The 18,451-nt window shown below is 43.1% G+C and carries 14 protein-coding genes, 1 tRNA gene, 1 other RNA gene, 1 pseudogene and 2 other annotated features (1 of these 19 running past the window's edge); of the genes and pseudogenes, 15 read left to right on the forward strand and 2 right to left on the reverse strand.

What is annotated here, in order from left to right:
- Positions 1–4 precede the first annotated feature (4 nt).
- On the forward strand, positions 5–1,024 hold the full coding sequence (gene ilvC / locus AC04Q6_RS00215) for a ketol-acid reductoisomerase (protein ID WP_021976298.1): 1,020 nt from the start codon (positions 5–7) through the stop codon (positions 1,022–1,024).
- A gap of 182 nt (positions 1,025–1,206) precedes the next feature.
- Here ilvC and AC04Q6_RS00220 read toward each other — a convergent pair whose 3' ends face one another.
- On the reverse strand, positions 1,207–2,094 hold the full coding sequence (locus AC04Q6_RS00220; RefSeq protein WP_118071830.1) for a LysR family transcriptional regulator: 888 nt from the start codon (positions 2,092–2,094) through the stop codon (positions 1,207–1,209).
- Between the two features lie 131 nt (positions 2,095–2,225).
- Positions 2,226–2,299: transfer RNA gene (locus AC04Q6_RS00225), tRNA-Pro, on the reverse strand.
- 273 nt (positions 2,300–2,572) lie between these two features.
- Between AC04Q6_RS00225 and AC04Q6_RS00230 the strand changes: the two genes are divergently transcribed.
- The 14 genes and pseudogenes from AC04Q6_RS00230 (at position 2,573) to AC04Q6_RS00295 (ending at position 18,200) form a co-directional block, all read left to right on the forward strand.
- The gene (locus AC04Q6_RS00230) at positions 2,573–4,297 is read left to right on the forward strand and encodes a hypothetical protein (protein ID WP_021976300.1); all 1,725 of its coding nucleotides are present in this window, start codon (positions 2,573–2,575) and stop codon (positions 4,295–4,297) included.
- A gap of 12 nt (positions 4,298–4,309) precedes the next feature.
- A complete protein-coding gene (locus tag AC04Q6_RS00235; RefSeq protein ID WP_118071831.1) occupies positions 4,310–4,903 on the forward strand; it encodes a zinc ribbon domain-containing protein in 594 nt (197 codons plus the stop codon).
- Positions 4,900–5,349: a hypothetical protein gene (locus tag AC04Q6_RS00240; protein ID WP_021976302.1), complete on the forward strand. Its 450-nt coding sequence runs from the start codon at positions 4,900–4,902 to the stop codon at positions 5,347–5,349. The genes AC04Q6_RS00235 and AC04Q6_RS00240 overlap by 4 nt, the downstream gene beginning before the upstream one ends.
- Positions 5,350–5,361: 12 nt before the next feature.
- On the forward strand, positions 5,362–6,939 hold the full coding sequence (locus tag AC04Q6_RS00245) for an AAA family ATPase (RefSeq protein ID WP_118064185.1): 1,578 nt from the start codon (positions 5,362–5,364) through the stop codon (positions 6,937–6,939).
- A 12-nt stretch (positions 6,940–6,951) separates the two neighbouring features.
- Entirely contained in the window at positions 6,952–7,458 is a 507-nt protein-coding gene (locus AC04Q6_RS00250) for a hypothetical protein (RefSeq protein ID WP_118064183.1), read from the forward strand.
- Positions 7,459–7,579: 121 nt separating this feature from the next.
- The gene (locus tag AC04Q6_RS00255) at positions 7,580–8,197 is read left to right on the forward strand and encodes a VanZ family protein (RefSeq protein ID WP_021976305.1); all 618 of its coding nucleotides are present in this window, start codon (positions 7,580–7,582) and stop codon (positions 8,195–8,197) included.
- Between the two features lie 43 nt (positions 8,198–8,240).
- Positions 8,241–8,503 (forward strand) — a binding site (T-box leader).
- 98 nt (positions 8,504–8,601) lie between these two features.
- Positions 8,602–10,258 (forward strand): annotated as a pseudogene (locus AC04Q6_RS00260) (2-isopropylmalate synthase).
- A gap of 109 nt (positions 10,259–10,367) precedes the next feature.
- Positions 10,368–12,314: a DUF2142 domain-containing protein gene (locus AC04Q6_RS00265; RefSeq protein WP_021976307.1), complete on the forward strand. Its 1,947-nt coding sequence runs from the start codon at positions 10,368–10,370 to the stop codon at positions 12,312–12,314.
- Positions 12,315–12,785: 471 nt separating this feature from the next.
- Entirely contained in the window at positions 12,786–13,622 is an 837-nt protein-coding gene (locus AC04Q6_RS00270; protein ID WP_021976308.1) for a cell wall hydrolase, read from the forward strand.
- A 180-nt stretch (positions 13,623–13,802) separates the two neighbouring features.
- A complete protein-coding gene (thrC, locus tag AC04Q6_RS00275; protein WP_118064177.1) occupies positions 13,803–15,293 on the forward strand; it encodes a threonine synthase in 1,491 nt (496 codons plus the stop codon).
- A 73-nt stretch (positions 15,294–15,366) separates the two neighbouring features.
- Positions 15,367–15,544, forward strand: a non-coding RNA gene (gene ssrS, locus AC04Q6_RS00280) — 6S RNA.
- A gap of 59 nt (positions 15,545–15,603) precedes the next feature.
- Complete coding sequence (locus tag AC04Q6_RS00285) at positions 15,604–16,662, forward strand: aldose epimerase family protein (RefSeq protein WP_021976310.1); 1,059 nt, start codon at positions 15,604–15,606, stop codon at positions 16,660–16,662.
- A gap of 36 nt (positions 16,663–16,698) precedes the next feature.
- Positions 16,699–17,286: a GNAT family N-acetyltransferase gene (locus tag AC04Q6_RS00290; RefSeq protein WP_021976311.1), complete on the forward strand. Its 588-nt coding sequence runs from the start codon at positions 16,699–16,701 to the stop codon at positions 17,284–17,286.
- A gap of 20 nt (positions 17,287–17,306) precedes the next feature.
- Positions 17,307–18,200, forward strand: a complete 894-nt coding sequence (locus tag AC04Q6_RS00295) for a YihY/virulence factor BrkB family protein (RefSeq protein WP_118071835.1) — start codon at positions 17,307–17,309, stop codon at positions 18,198–18,200.
- Positions 18,201–18,247: 47 nt separating this feature from the next.
- Positions 18,248–18,451, forward strand: a binding site (T-box leader) (it continues 18 nt past the right edge of the window).

The following is an 18,451-nucleotide window of genomic DNA, read 5'->3' on the forward strand; positions in this document are numbered from 1 at the left end:
CAAAATGGCTAATAAGATTTTTTATCAGGAAGATTGTAATTTAAGTTTACTGGATGGTAAAAAAATTGCAATTATTGGATACGGAAGCCAGGGACATGCACATGCTCTGAACTTAAAAGATTCCGGATGTGACGTCATTATTGGTCTGTACGAAGGCAGCAAATCTTGGAAAAGAGCCGAGGAGCAGGGCTTTAAGGTATATACAGCAGCAGAGGCTGCCAAACAGGCAGATATCATCATGATTCTTATCAATGATGAGTTACAGGCTAAACTTTACAAAGAGTCTATCGAGCCGAATCTTGAAGAAGGCAATATGCTTATGTTTGCTCATGGTTTCAATATCCATTTCGGATGCATCAAGCCACCGAAGAACGTTGATGTAACAATGATCGCTCCTAAAGCACCTGGCCATACAGTAAGAAGTGAGTATCAGGCTGGAAAAGGAACACCTTGTCTTATCGCAGTAGAGCAGGATTACACAGGAAAAGCTCAGGATCTTGCACTTGCATATGGTCTCGGTATCGGCGGAGCAAGAGCTGGTCTTCTTGAGACAACATTCCGTGTAGAGACAGAGACAGACCTCTTCGGTGAGCAGGCTGTACTTTGCGGTGGTGTTTGTGCACTTATGCAGGCTGGTTTCGAGACACTTGTTGAGGCTGGTTATGACCCAAGAAACGCATACTTTGAGTGTATCCATGAGATGAAACTGATCGTTGACCTGATCTATCAGTCTGGATTCGCTGGAATGAGATATTCTATCTCCAACACAGCTGAGTATGGCGATTACATCACAGGACCGAAGATCATCACAGAGGATACAAAGAAAGCGATGAAGAAGATTCTTTCCGATATCCAGGATGGTACATTCGCAAAAGAGTTCTTACTCGACATGTCCGATGCAGGTGCACAGGTTCACTTCAAAGCGATGAGAAAATTAGCTGCTGAGCATCAGTCCGAGAAAGTCGGCGAGGAGATCCGTAAACTCTACAGCTGGAACGGCGAAGATAAGCTTATCAACAACTAAGCAAAATTTATTGCAAAGCAATAAATTTTGCGCTACTCGAACGAAGCGAAGCGGAGTTTGAGTCAAAAAATAGGCGCATGAATAAAGTGGCATGAAACTTTTTTGTTACTGGCTACTATGAAGAAAACCATCTGGTCATTATGATCAGATGGTTTTTTATAGTATTTATTTGAATTTTTTACTTAATTCCCTTGTCCATCCCCAAAAAACGGCACAATCAAATCCAAATTCGCATCTTTCTGTCTGCATACAAACCCGATCTCACGTGGAGGAAAAGAAAATCCTACCGGTACTTCTACCAGTGTCCCTTCTTCCAGTTCTTTTTTTACAAAATCCCGGATCACGCAGGCAATTCCAAGACCAATTTCCGCAAACTGGATCAGAAGATCCATAGTTGTTACTTCCAGGATATGACTCAGCTCCACATGATGTTCTTTCAGCTGCGCGTTCACAGTCTGTCGGGTGATATTATCCTCATCCAGCATCATAAAAGTCGCCGCCTGGATCAGTGGTTCGTCGGGATAGAGTTTTTTCTGATTTTCCAGATATTGCCGCGTACAGACAAAAGTATCCCGGATTTTTAAGAGGGGATGAAAATAATATCCGCGAAGCTTCTGTGGCCGTCCGATGAGCCCCAGATCGATTTTTTCCTCATCCAGAAGATGTAGTGTCTGATAGGTGGACTGGCAGGAAATGGTGATGCGTACATGGGGAAAATGTGCAATATAATTTTCAAGGTGGGAGAGCAGCACATATCTGGTCAGAGTGGAACTGGCTCCCAGACGCAGCTTTGGGATATCGCGGGATCGATTATGACGGATGGAATTTTCGCCTTCATCCAGAAGGAAAAGAGCCTCTTTTACCTTCTCAAAAAGAAGTTCGCCGTCAGGGGTCAGAGTTACACCCCGGGAACTCCGTTTAAAAAGTAGGGTGTCCAGATTCTGTTCCAGTTTCTGGATTGCCTTACTGATGGCCGGCTGGCTGATATAAAGTTCTCTGGAGCTGTGGGAGATGCTGCCGGTACGGGCAACCGTATAAAAAATATGATAGAGAGACAGGTTATCCTGCATACGAAGCCTTCCTTTCCAAAAAGGGGTAGATAGTAATCACAATAGTAATCAACAATAATCATTTCCGGATAATAAAAAAGATTTCCGATTCATCGGAAATCCCTGGTTTTACAGCATTTTATAATGTTCAATCGGGGCAACAGGATTTGAACCTGCGACCTCACGGCCCCCAGCCGTGCGCGCTACCAAGCTACGCCATACCCCGTAACGAAGAAAATTATAACAGAAATTCAATGCAAATGCAACTGCTTTTTGCAGATGAAAGATAGTCTTTGGGAGTATCCTCAGACATTGGGGAAAATGGAGGATTTGTCGGGGATAGTTGTTTTTTGGAGAAAAATTAGATATAATATAACAATAGCGTGCTTAAATTAAGACATCGCGTATGAATAAGTTACAAAAACAGATCGGGAAAGCATAAATATTTATAATTTATTTCCTGTAAGAAGTGATGTAACCGGAAACAGGAGGAGAAAAGATGTCGGATAGAGTAATTGAACAGGCGGATCTTAGAACCATTGAACACAATCTTGGAGCGATCCACAATGATCTTCAGACACTGGATTCCAATGTAGGGGCAGTCAACAGCAACATAAAGGTTGTCTATGATGAGATTGGGAGTCTGGCAAAGGAATTTCATGATTTTGTCAGTGTTCAGCAAAGAGCAAACCGGCTTAATCAGGCAGAAACGAGACTTGTAAAGATCAGGCAGGAATTGGAGAAGAAATATGGACATTATGATATTGTACGTCGTACAACAACCGGAATCCTGCAGGCAGATGATATTGGAATTGTAAAGAAAGATACGATCAGTAATGCAACAGAGGAACTGATGATTTCCACTCCAGGTTACTGGCTTGCACCTTGTCTTGTTGCACTTGCGGCATGGATTAACGATCAGCCGGAACTTGCAGAGAAAGCCATTAAAGAAGGCATCAAACGCAACGATGAAAAGACATCACTGTTTTTTGCACTGATCTGTCGCCGTGCGGATCGAAAAGAAGCGTGTCTGAAATGGACGCAGAGATATCTTGCAAACCAGGATGAGGAAAACCTTGACCGAAAGACGATCATTGTTCTGGATGCGTTTGCCAGCGGTCTGTTTGGCGCAGATACAGAGGGCGTTATTTCCCGCCAGATGAATGAATGGCTGCAGCATCTGGAAGAGAAGCCGGGATTCACAGAAAAACAGACACAGCAGTGGTCAGAGGCGATCAACCTTAAGAGAAAACCGATAGATACTTCTTCTTATACCTACCTGAGAAAATACAGCAAAACATGGCCGGTACTGGAGGACATTCTGGAGGGTGCACATCTTCATGCGGAGATGCTTGAATATCTGATCGGGATTTTTGAACAGAAAGTCTCTACAGCAACTGTGAGAGAACAGCTGGATGATATTCTGGACAGTCTGGTAACGGATTTTGATGATGAAGAACTGCCTCTTCGAAAAGAAGAAAAATTTGAACAGTTTATCGTAGATTTCAGAGGCGATGAAAGTCGTGCCCGCCAGAATATGAATGTAGAGCAGACGGCTTTTGAGACACATAAGGATTTCACGCAGCTTTTGACAGACGCTGCCATGAAGCCGGAAACAGCCCACTCCAGTGTGTCAACACAGAAATTTGCATTTGCTTTGTCAAGAGATTGGGTGATGAATGCGTATAATGATGTTGTTGCCCAGAACCGTATGAAGATTCCAAATGAAATAGAAATAAATGTTGATACATTTAATGATACAACTGTCGATGGTCAGAATGAGAATGAGCTTCTTGAAAGATTCAGTACACTTGTCAGTTCAGAAAGAGATGCGGAACTTGCAACATGCGTAATGAGCAGTTTTGAGCAGTTCTGTCTGTATGGCGGAATTGCAGTCGGAGTGATCGGACTTGTGATGCTTCTGTTCGGAAATAAGTTCCTGGGCCTTATTGCTGTAATTGCAGGTGTAGGCATGGTCCTTAACCATTTTTCAAAGAAAAAAGATATAGAAAACAAGCGACAGAATATTGCAGAGCGTTATGAGAAAAAACGCAGCAGTGGTTCTGAGATCATTCGTGCTACACTGGCAGAAGTTGTTGATTTCCGTATTGAATTTGCGGATAAAGATAGCGAAAGCGAGCAGGTCATTGACTTTCTGGAACAGTTGTCTCCGGATCAGTATGTAAGAAAACTGGCAACTTCCAATCGAAGAGTCAAGATGTAAAGGAGAAGAGACATGGACGCAAAAATGAGAGCTGATTTTGTGAATTCCGTGGCCAGTGGACAGAAAGTTCCCTGCCCGGTCTGCAATACATTGAATGATCCAGATGGGAGTTTCTGTATTGCCTGTGGTCATTCTTTAAAGAAAGAAGAGAAAAAAGATGAAAATTCTGGTACGGTAATCTGCCCGGTTTGCCAGAATGCGAATAAAAAGGGATTTCGCTTTTGCACGGTCTGTGGAAATAAATTAGACGAGGCAGAAAGCACAACGAGCAGTGACCCGGTTACACCACAGCCGGCAGCAGTTCCGGCACAGTCAAAGGCAGCAGGACAGCAGCCGGCAGCTCCGGCTCAGGACGTACAGAGAAATATGGGCAAAAATGCATCCCAGGTTGCTCCGGCATTTGAACCGGCAAAAAAAACGGCAGTTGCCCCAATCCGAAAAGATCCACCGATCCAGAGTAAGCCTGTCCGGAAAAAAATGGCATTTAACTTTGCGGAGCCGGAGGTGGAAGAATATAAGGAGCCGGTAAGTGTATTTGCACAGGGACTTCCTTCCTGGGATGTAGTTCCGCCGCAGATCATGGTCAGGAGGAAGAAGAAAAAATGACAGCAGTACCAAATACATACTCAGAATGGGTTACAGTATTAACCGATTTCAAAAATAAAAAAAATGATGAAGATGTCTTAAGAGCAATGAAGGCAGGGTCCATACAGTGGCAGTCAGGTGTGGCAGAAAGGTTTTCACGGAAACTGATCGAAGCAGTGAATTTTCGTATGAATGCTGCTTCGGATAAGTTTCAGAAGGATCTGTCCAGATCTCATGGACAGGAAGGCGCCATTGTTCAGGCAATATTATCCTTAAGAAAAGAAATGGCATTCCTTGCAAATGCAATCGATCTGCCTGCTTTACCGGATGATGAAAGAAAGCATTATCTGGCTTTGGTTATTGAACAGGCGGATAATATGCAGAAATCGCTGGAAGATTCTGCGAAAAATGACAGAAGCGGAAGAATGTCCAGCATTGTCAGAAATCACAGGGTGAATTCATTTTAGGAGAGAAGACAGATGAGTGATACAGCTAAAAGCAAGGAACTTTTGACACGGTATTCTATAGCAAGAATTCCTTTTATTGCAATTAATACCATAGAACCTGGCAGAACACTGGAGATGTTGAAAGAGATATCCGAGGATCTGCAGCTTCCGTTTCATGTACATACGCTGACAAAGGGAGTTTATGATCTGGCAACGGATAAGAATCTCAGTGATGACAAATCCGTTTATGGTGCGATTGATTATATGACGGAGCAGATGAAACGCAAGCAGTATGAAACGATCATTCTGACAGAAGTTCCGGACCTGAGCACAGAAAACAGCGATTCCAAACAGATACTGGCACTGGTAAATCTGGCTAATGAGTCTGGTGGAGTTGTCATTGTATTTACCAACGCGCCAGTCTGGAATCAGCTTCAGCGCCAGGGAATGACGATCAAGATCGATCTCCCAAATGAAGAAGAAATGTATTCCATAATCAAAGAATATATTGATGATTATCGAAATGAAATTCCTATTGAATGGGATAATACAGATATACGGGAGGCCGCTGCAACCTTAAATGGAGTTACACGAATTGAAGCGGAGAATGTGATCGCCGCACTGATCGCCAACAAACGTATTCGGAAATCAGATATGGATGAAGTACGTTTTGCGAAAGACCGTCTTTTTTCGGATATTTCCGGACTTGAGAAGATCGAAGTGGACGACAGTGTAAAGGATGTAGGTGGACTGGAAGGACTCCGGAAGTGGCTGGATGAAAAAAAAGAACTTCTCACACCGGAAAAGAAAGATGAGCTGCGTTCCAAAGGTCTGCAGCCACCGAGAGGGATTTTGCTTGTAGGAGTTCCGGGATGTGGAAAGTCTTTATCTGCGAAATCCATATCCGCAAACTGGAAACTGCCTCTTTACAGGCTGGATTTTGCCACAGTGCAGGGAAGTTATGTAGGACAGTCAGAACAGCAGCTGAAAGATGCACTGACAACAGCTGAAAATGTATCTCCCTGCATCTTATGGATCGATGAGATTGAAAAAGGATTATCCGGAGCTACCGGAGGCGCCGGAGACGGAGGAGTGTCCACCAGAATGGTTGGACAGTTTCTGTTCTGGATGCAGGAATGCAAAAAACAGGTGTTTGTTGTAGCAACAGCCAATGATGTGTCCATGCTGCCGTCAGAACTGCTCCGCCGCGGAAGATTTGATGAGCTGTTTTTTGTTGATCTTCCTACCGCAGATGAAAGAAGAGATATTTTGTCTTTATATATGAGAAAATATTTAAATCTGGAATTTTCCGGTGAATTTGCAGATAAAGTAGTTGAGATCAGTGATGGATTTACAGGAGCAGATCTGGAGTCTACAGTCAGAGATCTGGCGTACCGGTCTATCGCAAATGCAAACTTTATTTTAAGTGAGGAGAATATAGTAACTGCATTTAACAATGTAGTTCCACTTTCTCAGACAAGCCCGGAAAAAATCGAAGCGATCAGGGATTGGGGGAAGGAAAGAGCAGTACCGGCTTCCGGAAAGCCGATTGGTGGAGAGGAACTTATCCAGAAGAAAAGTGGACCAAAGACGCGAAAAGTTCTTGTATAAGGAGTGTGGATCATGCCAAGACCGATGTTAAGAACACCACAGAATCAGACACAGTCACAAACTGTAAATAATAATATCTTAAGTGCAACCAGAAATCAGGAGCATGAGCAGCAACAACAGCAAATGGATAAGATGAAACTAGATCAGCTGCTGAGAAAAAAAAGATCAAAAGAATATATGGAAGCATTGCATAAACTGGATGCGGGCGGACACGTTCATAATCAGAATAAAGTAAATGATATCATCCGCACGATACAGGAGGAGTTTCCGGAAGTTCAGCTTGGAGGCGTCCTGCTTGGATATGTTTCCATCTGTTATCTCGGAAAGCCTTATGAAGTGCATACACTGGATCTTACAGGTGGCATCATTGAACATTATAAAACAGGAGAAACACTTCCAGATGGCCTCGAAAAGGCACGTACCATTGCCATGCGTGGCGGATATGAGTTTATTGAAGTTTATAAAGACTGCTGCAGGGCGGTCAGTGCCAGCGGATATGTTTCTGTAATACCAGGCTGAAAAAACAAAAATCCGGGATGCAGATGATAAGCATCCTGGATTTTATGAAGAAAATATAGTAGTATAAAGACCGGATAAATATATCGGAGAATTGCGATAGGTATCCGGAAAGGATATACAAATGAAAGATATTATAGCGAATATTACAGCGAATGTACTGACTGCACTGTATCAGCCCTTCTGGTTTTCTGTAGCCCTTTCAGTACTGACTTTGTTTTTTTATCTGTTTGCTTATCATAACGAGACTGGTGGAAGGGGATTAAAGGCGGCTTTTTCTGTCTGGTGGAAATATTTTCGTGAGGATCTGTTTTTTCGGAAACTGTTTTTTCTTACGTTTTATACGACTATGATACTGTTCCGTACTTTGCTGAACCGTGATATGTGGATGAATCCTCTTTCTGATGTTTTTGGAAACTGGTGGATCTGGAAGTATGCGGAAGATGGGAGCAGGCAGCTTACAACAGAGTGCATTGAGAATCTGATGCTGTTCATTCCGTTTACGGTTCTTTTTTTCTGGACTGTTCGTGATAAAGTTACGGAAAAAATGACATTTTGCGGTACTATATGGAAGGGACTTAAGATCACATTTCTGTTTTCTCTGTCCATTGAATTTCTGCAGCTGTTCCTGCGTCTTGGAACTTTTCAGTTTTCAGATCTGTTTTACAATACTCTGGGTGGAGGCGTTGGAGGCCTGATTTACTGGTTTGGATCTTACATGTCAAAGAGAAAACACCATTGACAAATTTATCGTAACGTGTTAACCTAATACCAGTTTCAAAAAGAGAAATGCATAGATGAGGAATAGTACACATTGAGCGGAGCACAGAGAGCTGCTGGCCGGTGAGAAGCAGTGGAAGGGATTTGTGGAACTCGCCTCGGAGCATCTGCCCGAAATCCTATAAGAGAGTAGGCGCAGACGGTGTCCGCCGTTACCCGGAGAGGATATAAGGATGTTTTTACATTCCGTATCTGTCAAGTGTGTGATTTTTTATTCATGAAATAAGAGTGGTACCGCGTAGGACAGCAGTTGTCTTTCGTCTCTTGCAGAATCTGCAGAGCCGGAAGATTTTTTTATGTCTTAATACAAAATGAAATTACAGAAACCAAAAAAATTAATGGAAGAGAAAATGGAGGAAAACGAAAATGATGACACCATCTAAGTACAAACGTCAGTATTCACATGCCGCCGGTGAAATGTATGAAATGGGCGGAGAAAGAGTATGTGGATAAGGCTCCGATCTGGTGCTCTGTAGACCTTCGTGACGGAAACCAGGCACTTGTGATTCCTATGAGCCTGGAGCAGAAAGTGGAATTTTTCAAGCTTCTTGTAAAAATCGGTTTTAAGGAGATTGAGGTGGGTTTTCCGGCAGCTTCAGAGACAGAGTATGAGTTTCTTCGTACCCTGATCGAACAGAACCTGATTCCTGAGGATGTTACCATTCAGGTACTGACTCAGGCAAGAGAGCACATCATCCGCAAAACTTTTGAGGCCGTAAAGGGTGCTCCGAAAGCGATCGTTCATGTATACAATTCCACATCTGTTTCTCAGAGAGAGCAGGTATTTAAGAAATCCAAAGAAGAGATCCTGAAGATTGCGGTAGATGGCGCAGCTCTTCTGAAAAAACTGGCAGATGAGACAGAGGGTAACTTCCAGTTTGAGTACAGCCCGGAGAGTTTTACAGGAACAGAGCCGGAATATGCACTGGAAGTCTGCAACGCAGTTCTTGATGTATGGCAGCCAACGGAAGATAACAAGGCAATCATCAACCTGCCTGTTACTGTTGAACATTCCATGCCGCATGTGTATGCAAGCCAGGTGGAATACATGTGTGACAATCTGAAATACCGTGAAAACGTAATCGTTTCCCTTCATCCTCACAATGACCGTGGATGCGGTGTTGCAGATTCCGAGATGGGCCTTCTGGCAGGCGCTGACCGAATTGAGGGTACTCTCTTTGGAAATGGCGAGCGTACCGGTAATGTGGATATTGTAACACTGGGTATGAATATGTATTCCCAGGGCGTGGATCCGAAGATCGATTTTTCTGATATGCCACATATCTGTGAGGTTTATGAGAAATGTACAGGAATGCAGATTTATGAGAGAAGCCCATACAGTGGAGCTCTTGTATTTGCAGCATTTTCCGGATCTCATCAGGATGCTATCGCAAAAGGTATGCACTGGAGAGAGAATGGAGATCTGGAGCATTGGACTGTTCCGTATCTGCCGATCGATCCGACAGATGTGGGAAGAAATTACGATGCGGATGTTATCCGTATCAACAGCCAGTCCGGAAAAGGCGGCGTAGGTTATATCCTGGAAACAAAATTCGGACTGAACCTTCCACCGAAAATGCGCGAAGCTATGGGTTATGCAGCGAAAGCAGTGTCCGATCACAAACACAAAGAGCTTCATCCGGACGAGATCTTCAGCCTGTTCAAATCTACCTTCGAAAATGTGGTTGAGCCATACAGCATTAACGAAGTTCATTTCCAGCAGAAAGACGGTGGCATTGTAACTCAGGTTACTTCTACATTCCGTGGAAAAACCATTGTTACAGAAGCTACCGGCAATGGTCGTCTTGATGCAGTAAGTAATGCATTGAAGAAAGCTTATGAGCTGAAATATACACTGGAAACTTATCAGGAGCATGCGCTGGAGCGCAGTTCCACATCCAAAGCGATTGCGTATGTGGGAATCCGCAAACCGGATGGTACTCTTGCATGGGGAGCTGGCGTTGATCCGGATATCATCCGTGCGTCTATCGATGCGCTGGTAACTGCAATCAATAACCGATAAGAACAGATATAAAAAAAGAAGCTGTCGCAAAAAGCCGCTTCTTTTTTTATTGTACAGATGATATAATGGTTCGGAATGTGAGAATAACAGGAAACATAAGAGGTACAATATGAAAAATGAGAAAAAAAGCAGAAGAACTTGTCATCTGTCATCTGATCTGAAGGATATAATAAAATACATCCTGATTTTTGGTACGATCCTGGTCTTTGGAGTATATCTTCTGGCAGATGCAGAGGTCCTTGGCAATGTAAAACAGCAGGAAAGACCGGAAACATCAGTGATGATCGGATCCGGAGAAAAATTTGAAACAAGTTTCTTTTGCAAAACAAACCGGCTTTCCGGGGTAGAACTTTTTTTATCTACGGAAAGTGCGTCTGTCACAGGAAGCTTTCATGTAACACTTTATCAGGAAGAAAAAGAAATTCAGGACTGGGAAACAAATCGGCTGACAATATCTGCAGGCGATACTACGTATTTTCAACTGGATCAGAGAATCCTAAACTGTAAAGGCCGGAAATTTCGGATCATCCTGGATGAAGCAACAGGGGATACAGGTGTGGCTGCCGGTGTGATAAATAAAAAAGACGGCACGCAGACACTTGCTTACCGTGCTATTTCCAGACCATTTTCAAAGGGACTTGTGCTCATGGCTATTTCAGCGGCGTCAGTGATTATGCTGCTGGTGTTTGCGTTTCTCAGAAGGAGAAAAGTAAAGACCGAAGTATTATTTGCAGTAATTTATCTTTTTATGAGTTTTACTACTCTGGCAGCAGTTCCTGCTTTTAATTCACCGGATGAATACAGCCATTTTCTGAGAAGTTATGAAGTTTCCAGAGGTCATATGACTTCAGAGGGGAATGGGGGGAATGATCTGTTTTCATATGGGAGAACTTTTAACAGCGGCCTTATCCCTGATTTTTCCTCCAAAGACCATGTTTCACTCTGGGATATCGGAGGCAATATTAATCAGCGGATCGATACCGGAAAAACACAGTTCTACGGATTTGGAAATACAGCTCTGTATGCGCCTACATCTTATCTGCCACAGGCTATAGGGATTCGGATCGCAGATCTTTTCACAGATCGTCCGATTGTTCTTGCCTATGGAGGAAGAGTCGCCAATATGTTATGTTTTGGTCTGATTTTCTTTCTGGCGATCCGTTTTACACCTGTGGGTAAAAACTTTATTGCATTGCTGGGACTCGTGCCCATGAATATCCAGTCCGCAAATTCCATGTCTGCAGATGCGCTGGCACTGGCATTGACAGTAGCCATGATCGTGTTTGTACTGTACATGCGCTATAAAGAAAAACGGGTAATGAAAAAAGGACAGCTTGTGTTAATGTATGCAGTGACGGGATTTTTGTGTTTGTGTAAAGTTGTTTATATGCCATTTTGTCTCTTTTTATTTCTGATTCCGAAGGAGCGGTTCCGGAATAAAAAGAACTACTGGCTTCATGTGGCGTGTGCGGGGACAATGATCCTGCTCTTGAGCTTTGGCTGGCTTGCAATTGCGTCCGGATATCTCTGCGAGTCGCAGCCGGGAGTAGATACGGCTGCCCAGCTTATCGGAATCCTGAAAAATCCGGTTGCTTTTATACTTACCTTTGTACGTAGCCTGGATGCGTTTGGACTGGCTTATCTTACAGAAATGGTGGGAAGTACCCTTGGCTGGCTGAATATTCCAGTCTGCAGTCTTCTGGCAGTGGGTTATCTTGTTATGATGTTACTGCAGGTTTCACGAAATAACGATATGGAAGGAATTCGTATGGATCCTTTTGCAAAAATAATGCTGGCAGGTATCAGTATTCTGGTTTTCGGCCTGATTTTTGTTACTCTTTATGGTCAGTGGACGGCCTATGGGTATGATAAGATTCTGGGGGTTCAGGGACGTTATTTCCTGCCGCTGCTTTTGCCGGTAGTGCTTGCATTGAAGCCAAAGAGATTTGCGGAAGGTACGAATGGAACTCCGTGGGGACTGTTTCTGGGAGCCTGGAGTATCGATCTGTGTGTATATGCTACACTTTTTGTACAGGCTCTCTGTCAGTATAAATAAGCAGGTTAACCTTGTTTTGATTATAAAGTGAACAGCAACAGCTATAGGAATCTGTCGATTATGATCGGACGGAAATCCTTGACTGTATGAAGCCGCAATATTATAATCAATTATAGCGTTTCTGGAAACACTATGATAAATAACCGGAAAGAAAAAACTGTTCTGACAGAAACAAGGACAGATAGAAATACATTTTTTACAGTACAAGAGTACAATTGTTACAAAAAAATGTATTTACTATCTGTCCTTGTTTGTTTTCAAAAAGTGGATAGTTATGTGTATAACTGCGGATTCGTATGTGGAATCAATGTGGAAGGGATGTGGATAACAAATAAATGCTGTTATTATGGACAGAAATAGCTGAAAAAGCTTGACATATCACACTTTATTAAATATAATTTTCTTATACATTACAGAAATGTTACAAACATGTAAACAAAGAAAGGAAAATATAACGCAGGGAATGAAATTATGAAAGTTGAGAAAGATTTACGGGATTCTGCAGAAATACAGGATGAACGTAAAAATGGAAAAACCGCAAGGAATTCCGTGCGCAGTTTTGCAGTACTGACAGTGTGTGCAGTTTTTGCAATGGTGATCTCTTTGGGAACAAGAGGATTTGCAGAAAACGGCAATGGCAGTAAAGTCTATGCTGCTTCGGATGGTGGAACGAGATCTTCGGATGAAGAGGTAGCTGTTCCTACAGGAATTGCGGGAGTCGTTTCCGGAGTTTCCGACACACCTGTGTCGGGGAGTACAGTAACCAGGATTGGAAGTTCCTGTGAGCAGGTGATCGTAGGTCAGAGAGTACAGACTGTAAAGAATACCACAGCAGATCTCAATGTAAGCTCCTCCATGGAAAATAAAGTGAATGAACTGGATGCAAGGTCGATTACACTTGCCGAGAATCCTACGCTGATGTCAGATGAGGATTATGATACGCTTCTGCGTATTGTTGAGGCAGAAGCTGGCAGTGAGGACATCAAAGGTCGTGTATTGGTGGCAAATGTGATCATGAACCGCATGAAAAGTGATGATTTTCCCAATACAGTGACAGAAGTTGTATGGGATAACAGCGATGGAGTACCACAGTTTTCACCTACCTATGATGGAAGAATCAATGAAGTTACGGTCTCGGATGAAACAAAGGAAGCTGTGAAACAAGCACTAAAAGGCACCGATTATTCAGAAGGGGCATTGTTTTTTATCCAGAAATCCGCGGCGGAAGCTCATAACATTAAATGGTTTGAAAAAGATCTCAGAAAGCTTTTCAAGTATGGAGTCCATGAATTTTATACATACAAATAAAAAGTGCTGATTCAGCACTGGACAGAACGCCAGCAGAGAAAAAGAGCCGGCGTTTTGTTTTTTTGGAGAAAAACAATTTCAGGTTTTTTTTAAAGTGGTGGCATTTTCCATAATTCCATGCTATAATGTGATAACGTTAGAAAGAAAACGAATATTTTACAATAGAAAGGCGGAACACCAATGCAGGTATTGTACAAAAGCACCAGAGGAAAAGAGCAGGCAGTTACAGCGTCAATGGCCATACTGAAAGGCCTTTCTGAGGACGGCGGACTGTTCGTGCCTGAGCGCATTCCACAGTTGGATGTACCAATGGACAAACTGGCTCAGATGACTTATCAGGAAACAGCATATGAGGTAATGAGCCGTTTTCTCACAGATTTTACAGAGGAAGAGCTTAAGAACTGTATCAGCAAGGCATATGACAGCAAATTTGATACAGAAAAGATCGCTCCTCTTCATGAAGCCTGTGGAGCTTATTTTCTGGAGCTGTTCCACGGCGCAACTATTGCGTTTAAGGATATGGCCCTTTCCATCCTTCCTCATCTGATGACAACAGCAGCGAAGAAGAACCATGTGAAAAATGAGATCGTAATTCTTACCGCAACATCCGGAGATACCGGTAAAGCTGCCATGGCAGGTTTTGCAGATGTACCGGGAACCAAAATTATCGTATTCTATCCGAAACATGGTGTCAGCCCGATTCAGGAGAAACAGATGGTAACCCAGAAGGGAGCCAATACTTATGTGGTAGGTATTACCGGAAACTTTGACGATGCCCAGACTGCAGTTAAGAAGATGTTTAATGATCATGAGATGGCAGCAGAGCTGGATCAGGCAGGCTTCCAGTTTTCATCCGCAAATTCTATCAATATCGGACGACTTGTTCCGCAGATTGTATATTATGTATACGCTTATGCAACACTGGTACGTGACGGTAAGATCAAAGACGGACAGGAGATCAATGTGGTAGTTCCTACCGGAAACTTTGGAAATATTCTTGCCGCATACTATGCAAAACAGATGGGACTTCCGATCCACAAACTGATCTGTGCATCCAATGAGAATCGTGTTCTCTATGATTTCTTCCGCACAGGAACCTACGACAGAAAGAGAGATTTCATTCTTACGACTTCTCCTTCCATGGATATCCTGATCTCCAGCAACCTGGAGCGTCTGATCTATCGCCTTACAGGAGAGAATGCTGAGAAATGTGCAGAGCTTATGAAATCTTTAAGTGAGGGCGGAGAGTATACCATTACAGAAGAGATGAAAGCACAGCTCGGCGATTTCTATGGTAATTTCTGCAGTGAGGAAGAGACTGCAAATACCATCAGCGAAATCTATAAAGACAGCAATTATGTAATTGATACACATACTGCAGTTGCCGCAGGCGTATATAAGAAATATGTAAGTGAGACAGATGATCATCTTCCAACTGTTATTGCTTCTACAGCCAGTCCATATAAATTTACAAGAAGTGTTATGGATGCGCTTGGGGAAGATCATAAAGATCTGGATGATTTTGGCCTGGTAGATGCATTATCCGCGCTTTCAAAAGTGCCGGTTCCGCGTGCTGTTGAGGAGATCCGTACTGCACCGGTTCTTCATGATAAAGTGGTAGATGCAGTGGATATGCCAGCAGCAGTAAAAGAGATTCTTAACATTAAATAATAAAAATCAGTAAGAATGTGTATTTTCTGTTGAAAAAGCACAAATACTGGTTTATAATAAAAACAACGAAAACCGAATCCTGGAATGTTCGATCCCCCTTTTCTTTTTGAACCTACATTGACATTTTGGGAATCCAAAATCGCAGGTTGGATGTCAGACCTCACGTCGTGGTAGGCAGAAGACACTGTTGAGGATACCCACCTAGCATCTGCTAGGCGTCAAAAATAAGGGAACGGCATCCCGGGATTAATCGGTTAAAGACATAGAGCCGGTTGATGGCTCTTTTTTCATATATGGGAGGAATTACAGCATGAGTGTTTCTGAGAGAAAATTTGGAACACTTCCTACAGGGGAAGAAGTAAAGATCTATCATCTTGAGAATAAAAAGGGTGCCTATGTCGAGGTACTTCAGTATGGCGCTATCCTGGTGAAAGTATGCGTGCCGGATAAGAATGGAGAACTTAAGGATGTGGTTCTGGGATATGACGATATGGAAAGTTATGAAGTGAATGGCTGCTTCTTTGGTGCGATCATTGGAAGAAGTGGAAACCGTATCGAAAATTCCAGATTTTTTATTGATGATAAAGAAGTGATTCTTACAGAGAATGAAAATCATAATAATCTGCACAGTGGTCCTGATGGCTTCGAGAAAAAACTCTGGGCGGTAAAAGAAATTTCCCAGGATAAGAACAGCGTGGATTTCTTCCGCATCAGTCCGGATGGTGAAAATGGTTTTCCGGGAGAATTTTCGATTGTTGTGAAATATGAATTCACCGAGGAAAATGAACTGAAGATCTTTTACAGAGGACGCTCCGATGCGGCAACGGTTGCCAATATGACCAACCATTCCTATTTTAATCTGAAAGGGGAGGGCAGTGGAGATGTACTTGACCAGGAAGTATGCATTCATGCGAAATATTTTACTCCTGTGAAAGACAGTCAGTCCATTCCTACCGGTGAATATGCGCCGGTAGCAGGAACGCCGATGGATTTTAATGTTGCGAAACCAATCGGCAGAGATATTGAGGCTGATTTTGAGCAGCTGAAGTTTACGGGTGGTTATGATCATAACTATGTAACTGACAATTATGCCAAGGGTAATGTCCGTTCCATTGCCAGTGCGTACTGTAAGGAATCCGGGATTGGAATGGAAGTTTCTTCTGACTGCCCGTGTGTACAGTTCTATGCAGGTAATTTTGTCAAGGATGAGAAGGGTAAGAACGACCATGTTTATCATGAACGGTATGGATTCTGCCTGGAAACACAGGTGGAGCCAAATGCGGTAAATGTGGACGATTTCCACTCTCCGATCCTGCGTCCCGGTGAAGAATACAGTTCAGAGACGGTTTACCGTTTCTGGGTGAAATAGGGAAGAAACAAAAAATAAAAGAGGTGTAATAAAGCAATGCAGATACGTGTGGCAGAAGAAAAAGATGCGGCAGCACTGGTAGAGATTTATTCCTACTATGTAGAAAAAACGGCGATCACATTTGAATATGAAACACCGTCCACAGAGGAATTTGCGGAAAGAATTCATAACATAAAAGAAAAATATCCATATATTGTGGCAGAAGAGAACGGAGAAATCCTGGGTTATGCCTATGGCTCTGCCTTTCATCCAAGAGCTGCTTATGGGTGGTGCGCCGAAATGTCCATCTATGTGAAACATGATCGAAGAGGCAGCGGTGCAGGCGGAAGACTCTACCGTGCCCTGGAAAGTCTTCTTGCGGAGATGGGAGTGCTGAACCTGAATGCGTGTATTGCGGTGGCACCGAAAGAAGATGAATATCTGACTAATGCCAGTGTGGACTTTCATAAACATTTTGGATATAAACGCGTGGGAGAGTTCCACAGATGCGGATATAAGTTTAACCGCTGGTATAATATGATATGGATGGAAAAGATGATTGGCGAACATAAAAGTGTACAGCCGGAAGTAAAAGCTTTTCCGAAAATCCAGGATAAGATTGGCTTTGAACGGTTTTCCTGGTAAAAAAACTTGAGGGGGTCAGCATGGACGAGGAAAAGAAAAATATAATCCAGCTCATGCTGGGGTTTGTGCGAAGGGCAAACGGAGATCATGTCAGTGCATATGCGGCGCAGGCAGCATACTTTCTGATCATGTCATTTATTCCGTTTATCCTTTTTCTCACAACACTGATCCGTTACACACCGTTAAGCTATAATGTAGTCCGGGACGCCATTGTCGGTTTTGTGCCCGGAAATCTGCAGACTTTTGTGCTGAGCATTGTAGTGGAAGTGTACAAAAGAAGCACAGCGATCGTCCCGTTGTCTGCGCTGATGGCGCTTTGGGCATCCGGAAAGGGAATGCAGGCTATTATTAACGGTCTGAATACCATTTATCATGTGAAGGAAACACGAAACTGGCTGATGAACCGGATCTATTCGGTTTTTTATATGCTGCTGTTTGTTCTGGCGATCATTGTTACCCTTCTGGTTCTGGTCCTTGGTAACCGGATCCAGATGGCTGTACAAAAAACGATTCCAATTCTGGGAAGACTGATGGCCAGGATCATGGGAGCCAGGACATTGCTGGTGTTTGCGGTACTGTTTGTGGTATTTCTGGTGTTGTATAAAGTGCTGCCCAACCGGAAGGCAACCTTTAAAAGCCAGCTTCCCGGAGCGTTTATCATTGCTATGGCATGGCTAATCTTTTCCTATGGATTTTCTCTGTATTTTGAATTTTTTCCGAATTTCGGAAATATGTATGGAAGCCTGACTGCACTGATCATGGTAATGCTGTGGCTGTATGTGTGTATGAACCTGATTCTTTACGGGGCAGAGATTAATGCATACTTCGAAAATGAGTTCCGAAAAGCCCAGAAATCCGTAAAAACTCTCCTTACCAAGAAAGAAAATGAAAAAAACAGCTCCAAAGAATCCTGACTTTGCGCTTGACAGAAAGCAGACCTTGTGGCATAGTATTAAAAGACAGAAAAGCTGTGAAGGTGTTTATAGAGGATCATTTTCTCACAGAGAAGGGAGGTCGCCGGCTGTAAGCTTCCCCGGGTTCAGATGATTCTTGAATTTCCCACCGGAGCTTCCTCTCTGAAGTAACAGTAGGAGATGACGTGCGCTGCGCGTTAAGCAGATAAGAGGTGCCCGTGATCTTTTCATGGGAAACTGGGTGGTACCGC

This window comes from Blautia sp. HA9023 (genome assembly GCF_056504095.1).

What these genes read in the sequence shown, in the direction of transcription:
- AC04Q6_RS00285 (WP_021976310.1), top strand. Translation starts at nt 15,604, where the DNA reads ATGAGTGTTTCTGAGAGAAAATTTGGAACACTTCCTACAGGGGAAGAA.
- AC04Q6_RS00270 (WP_021976308.1), top strand. Translation starts at nt 12,786, where the DNA reads ATGAAAGTTGAGAAAGATTTACGGGATTCTGCAGAAATACAGGATGAA.
- thrC (WP_118064177.1), top strand. Translation starts at nt 13,803, where the DNA reads ATGCAGGTATTGTACAAAAGCACCAGAGGAAAAGAGCAGGCAGTTACA.
- AC04Q6_RS00235 (WP_118071831.1), top strand. Translation starts at nt 4,310, where the DNA reads ATGGACGCAAAAATGAGAGCTGATTTTGTGAATTCCGTGGCCAGTGGA.
- AC04Q6_RS00250 (WP_118064183.1), top strand. Translation starts at nt 6,952, where the DNA reads ATGCCAAGACCGATGTTAAGAACACCACAGAATCAGACACAGTCACAA.
- AC04Q6_RS00230 (WP_021976300.1), top strand. Translation starts at nt 2,573, where the DNA reads ATGTCGGATAGAGTAATTGAACAGGCGGATCTTAGAACCATTGAACAC.
- ilvC (WP_021976298.1), top strand. Translation starts at nt 5, where the DNA reads ATGGCTAATAAGATTTTTTATCAGGAAGATTGTAATTTAAGTTTACTG.
- AC04Q6_RS00240 (WP_021976302.1), top strand. Translation starts at nt 4,900, where the DNA reads ATGACAGCAGTACCAAATACATACTCAGAATGGGTTACAGTATTAACC.
- AC04Q6_RS00290 (WP_021976311.1), top strand. Translation starts at nt 16,699, where the DNA reads ATGCAGATACGTGTGGCAGAAGAAAAAGATGCGGCAGCACTGGTAGAG.
- AC04Q6_RS00220 (WP_118071830.1), bottom strand. Translation starts at nt 2,094, where the DNA reads ATGCAGGATAACCTGTCTCTCTATCATATTTTTTATACGGTTGCCCGT.
- AC04Q6_RS00265 (WP_021976307.1), top strand. Translation starts at nt 10,368, where the DNA reads ATGAAAAATGAGAAAAAAAGCAGAAGAACTTGTCATCTGTCATCTGAT.
- AC04Q6_RS00245 (WP_118064185.1), top strand. Translation starts at nt 5,362, where the DNA reads ATGAGTGATACAGCTAAAAGCAAGGAACTTTTGACACGGTATTCTATA.
- AC04Q6_RS00255 (WP_021976305.1), top strand. Translation starts at nt 7,580, where the DNA reads ATGAAAGATATTATAGCGAATATTACAGCGAATGTACTGACTGCACTG.
- AC04Q6_RS00295 (WP_118071835.1), top strand. Translation starts at nt 17,307, where the DNA reads ATGGACGAGGAAAAGAAAAATATAATCCAGCTCATGCTGGGGTTTGTG.